This is a genomic window from Bacillus pumilus (assembly GCF_024498355.1).
In the GTDB taxonomy this organism is placed as follows: Bacteria; Bacillota; Bacilli; order Bacillales; family Bacillaceae; genus Bacillus; species Bacillus pumilus_P.
This window is the reverse complement of the sequence record NZ_CP101833.1, coordinates 487,563-498,550: the sequence shown is the minus strand read 5'-3', so window position 1 is coordinate 498,550 and position 10,988 is coordinate 487,563. Positions and strand designations below refer to the sequence as shown.

Annotated in this window: 10 protein-coding genes and 2 pseudogenes; 5 read left to right on the top strand and 7 right to left on the bottom strand. The window is 40.5% G+C overall.

The window, feature by feature from the left end; all coding sequences use genetic code 11:
• Positions 1-41: 41 nt before the first annotated feature.
• Positions 42-1,142 carry a DctP family TRAP transporter solute-binding subunit gene (locus tag NPA43_RS02420; RefSeq protein ID WP_099728436.1) on the top strand — a complete coding sequence of 367 codons (1,101 nt, stop codon included), beginning with the start codon at positions 42-44 and terminating at the stop codon, positions 1,140-1,142.
• 229 nt (positions 1,143-1,371) lie between these two features.
• On the opposite strand, the gene NPA43_RS02415 is transcribed toward NPA43_RS02420, so the two are convergent.
• Positions 1,372-2,202, bottom strand: a complete 831-nt coding sequence (locus tag NPA43_RS02415) for an EcsC family protein (RefSeq protein ID WP_249705345.1) — start codon at positions 2,200-2,202, stop codon at positions 1,372-1,374.
• 155 nt (positions 2,203-2,357) lie between these two features.
• Between NPA43_RS02415 and NPA43_RS02410 the strand changes: the two genes are divergently transcribed.
• From NPA43_RS02410 to NPA43_RS02395, 4 genes are all read left to right on the top strand, one after another.
• The gene (locus NPA43_RS02410) at positions 2,358-2,618 is read left to right on the top strand and encodes a GlsB/YeaQ/YmgE family stress response membrane protein (RefSeq protein WP_099728438.1); all 261 of its coding nucleotides are present in this window, start codon (positions 2,358-2,360) and stop codon (positions 2,616-2,618) included.
• 377 nt (positions 2,619-2,995) lie between these two features.
• Entirely contained in the window at positions 2,996-4,273 is a 1,278-nt protein-coding gene (locus NPA43_RS02405) for an Nramp family divalent metal transporter (RefSeq protein WP_099728439.1), read from the top strand.
• Between the two features lie 72 nt (positions 4,274-4,345).
• Complete coding sequence (locus NPA43_RS02400; protein ID WP_099728440.1) at positions 4,346-4,915, top strand: GNAT family N-acetyltransferase; 570 nt, start codon at positions 4,346-4,348, stop codon at positions 4,913-4,915.
• A 98-nt stretch (positions 4,916-5,013) separates the two neighbouring features.
• Positions 5,014-5,277, top strand: coding sequence for a response regulator (locus NPA43_RS02395; RefSeq protein ID WP_099728441.1), 264 nt, complete (start codon positions 5,014-5,016; stop codon positions 5,275-5,277).
• A gap of 40 nt (positions 5,278-5,317) precedes the next feature.
• Here NPA43_RS02395 and NPA43_RS02390 read toward each other — a convergent pair whose 3' ends face one another.
• The 6 genes and pseudogenes from NPA43_RS02390 to NPA43_RS02365 form a co-directional block, all read right to left on the bottom strand.
• Positions 5,318-5,539, bottom strand: coding sequence for a hypothetical protein (locus NPA43_RS02390; protein ID WP_099728442.1), 222 nt, complete (start codon positions 5,537-5,539; stop codon positions 5,318-5,320).
• Positions 5,540-5,637: 98 nt separating this feature from the next.
• Positions 5,638-5,932 (bottom strand): annotated as a pseudogene (locus tag NPA43_RS02385) (hypothetical protein).
• 13 nt (positions 5,933-5,945) lie between these two features.
• A pseudogene (locus tag NPA43_RS19185) lies at positions 5,946-6,460 on the bottom strand (EndoU domain-containing protein); the annotation flags it as partial.
• A 430-nt stretch (positions 6,461-6,890) separates the two neighbouring features.
• Complete coding sequence (locus NPA43_RS02375; protein ID WP_230031314.1) at positions 6,891-7,400, bottom strand: hypothetical protein; 510 nt, start codon at positions 7,398-7,400, stop codon at positions 6,891-6,893.
• A 14-nt stretch (positions 7,401-7,414) separates the two neighbouring features.
• Positions 7,415-9,010 (bottom strand): ribonuclease YeeF family protein, encoded by a 1,596-nt coding sequence (locus tag NPA43_RS02370; RefSeq protein ID WP_256499648.1) that lies wholly within the window; start codon positions 9,008-9,010, stop codon positions 7,415-7,417.
• A gap of 195 nt (positions 9,011-9,205) precedes the next feature.
• Positions 9,206-10,927 (bottom strand): pyruvate oxidase, encoded by a 1,722-nt coding sequence (locus NPA43_RS02365; protein WP_256499319.1) that lies wholly within the window; start codon positions 10,925-10,927, stop codon positions 9,206-9,208.
• Positions 10,928-10,988 lie beyond the last annotated feature (61 nt).

Below are 10,988 nucleotides of genomic sequence, written 5' to 3'. Positions count from 1 at the left end.
TTCCTCTGTCAAGTATGCTTGACATAAGGGGGATCTGACGCATGAAGAATTTACTCGCTTATACGCTATTGCTTATCATCGGTTTTGTAACCGCTTTATACTTTGGTTTTTATCATATGATGCCAAAATCAGCATCTATATTCGATGATGAACAGACAGGGCTGAAGGACCAGCTTGTGTTCAAATTTAGCCATGTCGTGGCAGACAATACACCAAAAGGACTTGCCGCAAAGAAATTTGCTGAGCTCGTGCATGAGAAATCCGATGGAAAGATCAGCATTCAAATTTTCTCAAACGGGAGCCTTTATTCTGATATTGAAGAGATTAATGCACTCAAAGAGAATCAAGTACAATTTATTGCTCCGTCTACCTCGAAGCTCGGCATGCTGTCCCCTGAGTGGCTGGCACTTGATCTTCCCTTTGCTTTTCCTAATTATGATGCTGTTCAAGAAGGCTTACACGGTGCGATTGGACAGAAATTGTTCGGCACGCTGCAAAAAGATGGTCTAAAAGGAATGGCCTACTGGACAAATGGCTTTAAGCAAATTACCTCTAATAAAGGGCCAATCAAACAGCCTGGTGATTTAAAAAATCAATCTCTCCGCATTATGCAAAGCGACATGATTGAAAAACAATTCAAACTTCTTGGCGCAAAGCCCTATCAGGAATCGTTTAATTCGACATTTCAGCTGTTAGAAACAAAAAAAGTAGACGGTGAAGAAAATACAATTTCAAATATTTATTCAAAAAAATTTTATCATATACAAGACTATATGACGATCAGTAATCACGGGTATTTAGGGTATGTTGTCTTAACAGATCAAGTCTTCTTTGACCGCCAGACACCGGAAACGAAAAGAATTTTACTTGAAGCGATGGAAGAAACAACGGCTTGGAACGAGAAACATGCAGAACAGATGAATAATGATCAGCTGGAGGACATTAAACGGGAATCTCCGATTGCGATCCACGAATTAACGCCAGCAGAGAGGCAAAAATGGGTGAAAGCCCTTGATCCTTTGTATGATGAAGCCGAAAAAACAATCGGTTCCACACTGATCAAACAGATCCGCGAGCTGCGGGCACGTTATGACCATTCTCCTATCCAAGCTTTTCAAGAAGAAGATGATAAGACCAAATAAAAAATCCCTTTGAGAAAAGGGATTTTCAGCGTGTAGACAAACCCTCGCATTCGTTGTCAGTCCTGCGCGCCGGTGCTCACGAATGTCAATTCGCTCCGCTCCAGTACTCGTCCTTCCTAGACTTCAAAGGTTTTCATATCACGCTGAAAAGAAGACAAAGAGCTAAAATAAAGATCATTTTAGCCCTTTGTCAACAATCTGAAAATCCCTTTGAGAAAAGGGATTTTCTTTATGCACCCGACTCACTCTGTTCTTGCTGCGTGAGCTCTTGTAATCTTGTTAAAATTCTGCGCTTTCGATATTGCATCATGCCTGTTTCGGCAATTCCCTTTAACTGCGAGCGATTGGAGACTGCTCCAAACAAAATCCCCGCAATTGGGACAAGCTGAAACAGCTTCTTCCAGCCAAACGAATCTCGGTAATTATAGACCACTTCACGCCATCCTTGAATTTGAGAGATCATGTTTTCGTGCTTTCCTTCGGACGCACGGTAGCTCTTCAGCTCTTTTAGTATCGACTTTTTCCCAACGACATCAGCAGAGTTCAGCTGTAAACATTTAATGATAAATACCCGTTCTTCCTTGTTTTTAGGATCATAGCCATAGGTGACGGCAATATCCTGTAATGTTTTTAAGGAGAGGCCCAGCACCGCAGGAATATCTGCCGCTAATGTAAACATGCCGCCGACACCTGTTGTCGCACCTTGCATCGTGGCGAGATTCGTTCTGTTTTTCCCCATATGTTCACTAATGGCATCCATGACTTCAAGAGGGGCTTTTTCAATATCTTCTATGCACTGAATCGATTCGTCAGCACATTTCTTTTGAAATTGATGGATGATGCCTTTTTCTGATGTCAAATAGGCGCCGCCTGATTGGATGTAATGCCCCATTTCATCAAGTAGAACACCAATTTTTTTCTGAATAAAGGCAGGAGTCAGCTTGTCCAGCATTTGAAATGGAAGCCGGCTGAGTTTCTCCCAAAACCACGCCTTCTGCTGTTCTTTCTCCCATTTTTCAATCTCCTTTAATTGCGCTTTTAGCCAATCTCTTTCCTCCATACCATTTCCTCCTTAGATGCCGTTGAAGTATTTGTCTGTTATTATACACAATCCTTGTCCATCATACGTATCAAACATCGAAGCGGTTCCGAGAGGTTTTAAACCCTTTCAAAACGGTTATTGCTTAATAAACAATCAAAAGAGGAGTGATCAACATGTTAGGATTTCTTATTTCATTAGTTGTGGCGATTGTCATTGGCCTCATCGGCAGTGCACTCGCTGGAGGTAGTGTACCAGGAGGATGGATCGGTTCAATGATTGCCGGGCTTGCAGGCGCTTGGATTGGTCATGGATTACTTGGAACGTGGGGTCCTAGTATTGCAGGCTTTGCGATCATTCCAGCGATCTTAGGAGCAGCTATTTTTGTTATTATTTTAAGCCTGATCTTCCGCAGTGTTGGATCAAGGGTTTCTTAAAAAAAACGAAAACAGAGGAAGCAAAGGGCTAAAATGATCTTGATTTTAGCTCTTTGTCTTCTTTTCAGCGTGAATGAAAACCTTTGCAGTCTAGGAAGGACGAGTACCGGAGCGGAGCGAATTGACATTCGTGAGCACCGGCGCGCAGGACTGACAACGAATGCGAGGGTTTGTCTACACGCTGGCACCGCCTAAGAGGCGGTGTTTTTTTATGTATTGATTGACATTGCATCTATTTTTTTCACTTACATATGATAAACAAACCTATTAGTTCAGATAGTTGACTTTTCATGAAGATGGGCATATGATGATTAAAAATTGCATCAAGGAAACTTTTTGTGCCCAAGCAAAACTTTTTAGAATCTAGGTGATGACATATGACAAACAAATACATCGAGGCACAGGCACACATGTCAGCGGCTGCTGAGCGTGCACTTGAAGGAAAGGTCAAAGGATTTAGAAGGCTCCTTCCTTTTCTCGGCCCTGCTTTTATCGCAGCTATTGCTTATATTGACCCAGGGAATTTCGCCACCAACATTGCTGCTGGCTCAAAATACGGGTATCTTCTCTTATGGGTCATTCTCATATCGAATCTCATGGCTTTGCTTATCCAATCCTTGTCCGCAAAGCTTGGAATAGCGACAGGTAAAAATTTACCTGAAATCGCACGTGAAGAGTTTCCAAAGCCCGTCTCCATCGGTTTATGGATTCAGGGTGAGCTCGTGATAATTGCCACAGATTTAGCTGAGTTTATCGGGGCTGCACTTGGTTTATACTTACTCTTTCGTATCCCCCTGCTTGAAGCATCAATTATTGCAGCCATCGGATCATTTGCGATTTTAGAGCTGCAAAGACGGGGATATCGAGCATTAGAAGCAGGCATCACTGGTATGCTGTTCGTTGTAGTGATCGCTTTTGCTGTGCAAACCTTTGTCGCAAAGCCAGATATCGCAAGTGTTGCAGGCGGACTTTTCATTCCGAGGTTTGATGGAACAGATAGTGTGCTGCTTGCAGCTGGCATTTTAGGTGCCACTGTGATGCCGCACGCAATTTATTTACATTCAGCTTTAACCCAAAGACGAGTCGTCGGCAGAACAGAAAAAGAGAAAAAACAAATTTTTCGCTTTGAGTTTTTAGACATCCTTATTGCCATGCTAGTCGCTGGGGCCATCAATGCCAGCATGTTGATTGTAGCAGCCGCTTTATTTTATAAAAATGGTCTCTTTGTTGAGGATCTGGATGTTGCGTTTCAGCATTTTGGTACACTCGCAGGTCCTGTATCAGCCATCTTATTTGGTGTAGGTCTGCTTGTAGCCGGGCTTTCCAGCTCTTCTGTCGGTACACTGTCAGGCGATATTATTATGCAGGGATTTATTCAATACCGCATCCCGCTGTATGTACGCCGGCTGATTACCATCATTCCCCCTATTGCGATCATCGCATCTGGGGTGAACCCAACATCTGCGCTTGTGATGAGTCAGGTGGTACTATCTTTTGGTATAGCCTTTGCTTTAATTCCGCTCATTTTGTTTACAAGTAAAAAACGAATTATGGGCGAATTGACGAATGCACGCTGGGTGACAGGAATATCTTGGGTGATAGCAGCTCTTGTTGTAGCACTTAATCTCTTTTTAATTGTGAATACGTTTATGTAAAAGACAGTGATGATGCTGTCTTTTTCTTTCCATTTGGTTATGGTAGAATTTTCCCTGAGAGGATGTGGTCACATGTTTTTTTATCAGGATCAAGATCTATCCATGCGGCTGCTTGAGCCTAGAGACGCAAGAAGTTTGTATCTGCTCATCCAGCGGTCAAGAGAGCACTTACGTGAATGGATGCTTTGGGTGGATACAACGCAAACAGAAGAAGACAGCATGGCGTTTATTCAAGGCGCAATGCAGCAAGCCTTGCAGAACAACGGCTTTCAAGCCGGCATATGGTCACATGGAGAACTCGTCGGCATCATTGGCACCCACCAGATTCATTGGATCAACCGAACCGTTTCCATTGGCTATTGGCTCGGAGAAGGCTACCAAGGAAAAGGCATCATGACAAAAGCGTGTAAAGCCGTCATTCAATATTTATTTGAAGAGTGCGGACTGCACCGCATTGAAATCAGGGCCGCTGTCGATAATCAGAAGAGCAGACGCATCGCAGAGCGATTATCCTTCTCTCTTGAAGGCATTTTAAGACAATGTGAATGGCTGGGCGACCGCTTTACCGATCATTGTGTGTACGCACTTTTACAGCCTGAATATATGGAACAAAAAGCGCATTCGATGAATCAGTCCACTTAATTGTGTCAATTACATGAATGATTTTACAAAGTGAAGCTTTATGGTATCCGTTGTGATCGGCATCTGATAAAATAGAAGGAAAAATCGAGGTATGATGTATGTCTCTTATTATTTTATTTTACTTATGGATTGTCCCTTTATTATTTGGCATTTTCTTCTCATTTTTAACAAAGAAATCCACATACAAACGCCGTTTTGTCCCATCATACAGCATGGCAGGACTGAGTATCGTTTTTCTGATTCTGGCGCTCGTCTTTTCAGCCAGTCATTTTCTATTCATTTGCGGTATGTTCCTTTTTGCCACAACACTTGTCGGCACAGGCATTCCTTTATTCTTGGCCTTTACAAAAACACCATCATAAACAAAAACCACCTTTTCACGATGGAAAGGTGGTTTCTTTATTATTGATGTGGCATTCGGTATGTAATAGATGCACCTTGATTTTCTTCAATCGTCTTCACAATGTCTTGAAGGATCTCTGCTGCTCGATCATTTGAGTCATACTTGCCGAGTATCTTTGTCCAAGAATCATTTCCCATGATCCCTTCAATTTTTTTCCCCTGTACTGTGACTTCATTGACTTGGACCAAGCTTTGCTGGTTTTGTGTGAAAATCCATAGCATGTTTTATCCCCCTTTTTTTGTTGTGATTGGATTAGTTTAACATATTATTTCCGGTTAAGTGGAGATAGGCACTATGATTAGGGGGAAATGTTACAATTTTAGTCTTCAATATAGCTTTCTGCTAGATCAATATCTTGTTTCATCTCTAATTCAGGATATTTTTTATCCAATCTACGCAAACTTTTAATTAATTCCTTACTTTGTAAAACTTCTGATATGTCTTCAAACACTTCGCTTATCCAATATAAATCTTCTTTACTGCAATGATCTCTCTTCATTTTCTCCAAGAACTTCTATTATTTCATCCCAACTTTTTTGTATACCGTAATCATCATTTAAATCTAACTTTTTTCTTTTATCTAATATCGTTTTTAATCTATTTTCAATGTCCATATTGATCCCCAAATTATGGTTGTTTTGTAGCATCCGGAAAAATGGTTCCTACTTCTCCATTGGTTTTAATAACTCCAACCCTTACTCCTTTATATTCACCAAAAATAGTCACTCCATTTTCCATTTTAGAAAAATCAGATGATTCAGCAATTTTCGCAACAGCTGATGTAATGTCAGATTCTGTCCAGTTTTCTGGAAACAATGATTGGTTAGAACCTGTTCGTTTTGCTTTCACCTTATGACCAGGAACACTTACACCGTTCTCATATACTTTATTTATATTATATTCTATATTATTTTCTTGTAAGAATTTTATGTTGCTATGTCCGTGCCCCACCCTTCATTTTGAAATATCCCCTGTTTTAGGGTTTGTTGTGAAGTCTCCTTTATCAGAATGTTTAATGCTATTTTCAGGTATTTTACTTAAACCACTTGATCTTTTAACCTCCATCTTTCCATGAAACCCTTTCGAAGCATTCCAAGCGCCGCGTTCATGCTCGCTTCCTGCTGTTCTTTTGAGACCTTGTTAAGTTCATATCCCATCATATGATCTTGCCATGGTTCTCTGTTGGATAAACACTCTAATACCTCAAGTAAATCATTCTTCAAAAACGAAAAAAATCTTGTGATCATAAAATGAAAAACTGCCCTCAATGCCGTAGACCAACTGCTATTTAGGCTCAGAACGTCCCTATCGTATGAATACATTCATGAACACCTTTGTTCGTAGTCAGATACACTCTTGATAAGGGAAAGACACCGATCAAGGGACATATTGTGCTCATCGATTAACGTCCGCAGGTTCTCCCTTCTGGACAAAAATATTCAGTTCGTGCTGCTCGCCATACGGTGGTTCTGACAGAAAAGTTTTTCCTCCGGTATGAAGCCAAATAAACACCAAAAACCTTGAAAGGCATTTAGCCAATCAAGGTTAAATTTTTTTGTATTTCACAATAATCTAATTCAATGCATCTTCTAATGTTTTCTTTTCATGTTCTAACATATCACTTATTATAATGCCACAAACTACTTCATCTTTATCTAAAGCGAATCCTACTGTATCATTTTGTAAAATAGACAAAGCATCATTTTCTGAAAATGAAATCAAAACCTTATCTATCCCTATATATACGTCTAATTTACCTTCTTCGTCTATATAGGTCGTATCATTATATTCTTCTACTTGAAAATTTGGTACGCCTTTAATCATATTTATATCTTTCAGATCAAATTTCAAACTTTCCATTTTGTGTACATTCTCACTTAATGTTAGTGTAATTGAACGAAGGCTGCCTGTATATTTCCCTATGCCTATTTCAATTAGAGATTTCTTGAAATCTCCAGTTCTCCAATATATCGTTGGCTCTTTTGATATATTCCAACTACCGATTTCTATATTAATCGGTGTATAAAGATCATATTCAATATTTATAGGCTGACTGTCTTTATATTCTGTTACTTTTAACATTATCATGTCTCCTTCTAAGGCATATACACAGCATGCTTTATTACTGGTAGTAATCCGTCTCCACGGGGTTTACTAAATATTAATTCCCAATTACCTATCTTCATAATTTCTTCATATTTAATTCCTTGCTTAGCAGCATTGTTAACAGAGCTTTGGAAACTCGACAATAAAGTTTGACTATTTATCGGCATACCATGTGTAGTCGCATCTCTTGTTATATACTCGACCATATGTTTTGTTCCATTTGGATGTACCCAGAACTTTCCACCTGCTGTTGCTAATTCAAAGGATTTTGGGATTTTTGTACCTTCATAAAGTGGTTGAGTAATTTTTATATTCTTCCACACTGTACCATTATCTACATTTTTAACAGTACTCTTAACCCCCATCTTCCCATGAAACCCTTTTGCTCCAAACGGTAAAAGCATTCCAAGTGCCGCGTTCATACTCGCTTCCTGCTGTTCTTTCGAGACCTTGTTTCCAAACATGTCACGACCCGTAATCGCTTCGCTGAAGCCGTTGGTTGCGGTGAGGCCATATAAGCCTTTTTGGGATGTTTTTAAGGCGTCAAAGGCCTTTTGTGATGTCTTGTAAATGTCGACTGCTCTGACTGCGGCTGATGTGGCTTGGGTGGTTTTATAGACGGCTTTACCCCCTTTAAAAATACGGCCTGCCCAGCCGACGATTGGGATGTAGCCTGCTGCGGCCATACCGCCTGCGGCGACTCGCTGGCCTGCGGTGAGCTGTTCTCCTGTGATCGGGTCTACACCGGTGGCGGCACGTTTTGCATCGTTTACGCCTGTCAGTTCATTGACGATATTTCCGCCATAATCGAGGGCTTTTTCATACCAAGGACGATTTGCGAGTGCTTCTTGTTCTTTCGCGATCTCGCGGGCTTCTTCTTGTTCTTCTTTAATTTTAAGATATTCAGTAGTTTGCTTCTCAATATCGCTTTTTGCCTTGTAAATTTCACTATTTTGATACGCTTTCTTGTCAAAATTCATAGGCGAAATGGATTTTCCGTCATTTGTCGCATTCATCATTTCTGCGTACAATGCCATTGTAGCCTTCTGTTCTGTCTCTGACAAAGCATATTCATCTTTTAAATTTTGATCAAGCTCTATCAAATCTTTAACCGTCTTTTTCCGTTCGTCTTCTGCATCTTCGATCTTTTCATCAAATGTTTTGCTATCAAATACCTCCAAAGAAATGAGGTCATCAATGTCTTGAAAAATGGTTTTAAGTGCCTTTTTTTGATCTTTTACAATGCTTTTGGCATTTTTGATTCCCATGTGAACAGCGTTATCTAAAAAGTGTTCCTCCACAAAGGTATCGCCGCCAAAGCTCGTATCATCAAGTGTACCAGAAACACCTTCATGAAAGGCTTTTTGCTTATCAATGAAACTGATAAACATGTCTACATTTCCAGCTAGTTCTTTATAAAAGCTTTTAATGTTATCGGCGCCTTTTCCAGTGAAATCATCACCAAGGTTTGCCACGCCCTGTAAGGCTTTTTTCAAATCAGTCATTTCTTCACGGAGTGCCTGATAATGTTTTGCCCTTGTATCCATGGCACTTGTTAGTGCTTTTGCATCAAGTATCTTGCCCAGAAAAAGTCACTCCCTCCATTATTGATCATAAAGTCTATTTTACCTTTCTCATCTAATTGGAAAAATAGGCTATAAGTTACAAAAATAATCACCGGATATTTTTAGAGAAAATAAAACAAGTGACAATTGAAATGATTTTGCTTCTTCATCACAAAAAAAGTCAGCCCCCTTTTCAGAGGACCGACTACGGTGTGTTTAGAAAAAGCGCTTTAGACTTTTCTTGAGTGGAGGGATATCCAGTTCACCTTTTTCAAAGAATTTTTTCAATAAGTACTTACTAAAGCCTGCTGCTTGTGTATACGTAATTTTCCCAGGTAATGGCGGTTCATTGGTTACAGCGACATCAATAATGACTGGTTTATCCGATTGAAGTGCTGTATCAAAGGCTGGTGCAAGTTCTTCATGTGATGACACTGAGATTCCTTTGCCGCCACATGCTTCTGCAAATTTTGCAAAGTCAATATCTTCTAGCGCTATACCGTAATTGATGTTTCCCTTTACCTGTTGTTCATATTCAATCATTCCAAGATTGTTGTTGTTTAAGATCACGACAACGATCGGCAGGTTATACTTTACAGCTGTGACGAAGTCTTGCATGACCATTGTGAAGCCTCCGTCACCACAGACAGCAATGGCTTGGCGGTTCGGTTCGTTTAACTTAGCTGAAATCGCCCCAGGTAAACCACAGCCCATTGTTGCAAGCCAACTTGAAATAATAAAATCTTGTTTTTTCATTTCGAAATGACGTGCCATCCATACAGTCACATTACCGACATCAACTGAAAGAATGGCATCGTCTTCGACTGCTTCTTCTAATCTAGCGATGACTTGCTGGGGTTTAAGTGGTGATGTTGCAACGGATTTTTCCTTATCCATTTCTTCTCGCCACTTCATCATATGCTCTGTGCAAGCTTCAAGAAAACCACGCTGCTCTTTGTATTCAATATAGGAGGTCAATTCATGCAAACCACTTTTGCTGTCACTTACTATTCCCACTTCTACCGGATACCTTTTACCAATTTGATCTGGCTTTATGTCCAATTGAATAGCAGGTATATCCTCCGGTAAGTAGTCCCTATATGGGAAGGAGGTTCCAAGCATGATTAAGAGATCACATTCTTCCATCGCTTCATATGCCGGCTTCGTTCCAATTTGACCTAGGTTTCCTAAGAAGTACGGATGCCTATCTGGAACAATTCCTTTTGCAGGAAGTGTGATTACGATAGGTGCAGCAGCCTTTTCTGCAAATGAAAGAAGCTCTTCTTTCGCATTTCTTAATCCTTTACCTGCTAAGATGACTGGCTTCTTCGCATTGTTAATGAGCTGAGCAGCCTTTAACAGTTGATCTTTCTTTGGCCTCACCTCCCCCTCTACATAAAGAGGGGATGTATAAACAGGTTTACGCTTAATTTTTTGAGAAAATAAATCATCTGATACAGTGAGAACCGCCACGCCTTTATGAGTATAAGCTGCTTTGATGGCTTGATTTAATAAGTCTGGCATAGCCTCTGCTGTTTGTACCTGCTGATTGAAAACAGCTACGTCGTCAAACATCCGCTCTAATTTGATTTCTTGAAATGCGTCTCTGCCTACTTCGGTCGAAGCAACCTGCCCTGCAATCGCTAAAACGGGGGCACCATCTGCTTTTGCATCATATAGTCCATTTAATAAGTGGACAGCACCTGGTCCAGCAATTGATAAGCAAACACCGAGTTTACCAGTTAGTTTGGCATCAGCTGCTGCTGAAAGTGCTGCCACTTCTTCGTGTCTCGTTTGTATGAATTGTATTTGGCTTGATTCATGCCTTAGTTCTTCAATCAATTCGTTTATACTGTCGCCGGGCATTCCATAAATATGTTTCACGCCCCACTCTTCCAGTAGCGCTGTTACTTCTTTTCCTGCGGTTCTTTGCGGCATGTGAGAAAACTCCTTTTTTCTTACTCCATACCACCGCACCCTTTTGGTCAAACGTTTCAAC

Coding starts and splice junctions, on each gene's coding strand:
- NPA43_RS02420 (WP_099728436.1), top strand. CDS start 42: ATGAAGAATTTACTCGCTTATACGCTATTGCTTATCATCGGTTTTGTA.
- NPA43_RS02365 (WP_256499319.1), bottom strand. CDS start 10,927: ATGCCGCAAAGAACCGCAGGAAAAGAAGTAACAGCGCTACTGGAAGAG.
- NPA43_RS02405 (WP_099728439.1), top strand. CDS start 2,996: ATGACAAACAAATACATCGAGGCACAGGCACACATGTCAGCGGCTGCT.
- NPA43_RS02415 (WP_249705345.1), bottom strand. CDS start 2,202: ATGGAGGAAAGAGATTGGCTAAAAGCGCAATTAAAGGAGATTGAAAAA.
- NPA43_RS02410 (WP_099728438.1), top strand. CDS start 2,358: ATGTTAGGATTTCTTATTTCATTAGTTGTGGCGATTGTCATTGGCCTC.
- NPA43_RS02375 (WP_230031314.1), bottom strand. CDS start 7,400: ATGTTAAAAGTAACAGAATATAAAGACAGTCAGCCTATAAATATTGAA.
- NPA43_RS02400 (WP_099728440.1), top strand. CDS start 4,346: ATGTTTTTTTATCAGGATCAAGATCTATCCATGCGGCTGCTTGAGCCT.
- NPA43_RS02390 (WP_099728442.1), bottom strand. CDS start 5,539: ATGCTATGGATTTTCACACAAAACCAGCAAAGCTTGGTCCAAGTCAAT.
- NPA43_RS02395 (WP_099728441.1), top strand. CDS start 5,014: ATGTCTCTTATTATTTTATTTTACTTATGGATTGTCCCTTTATTATTT.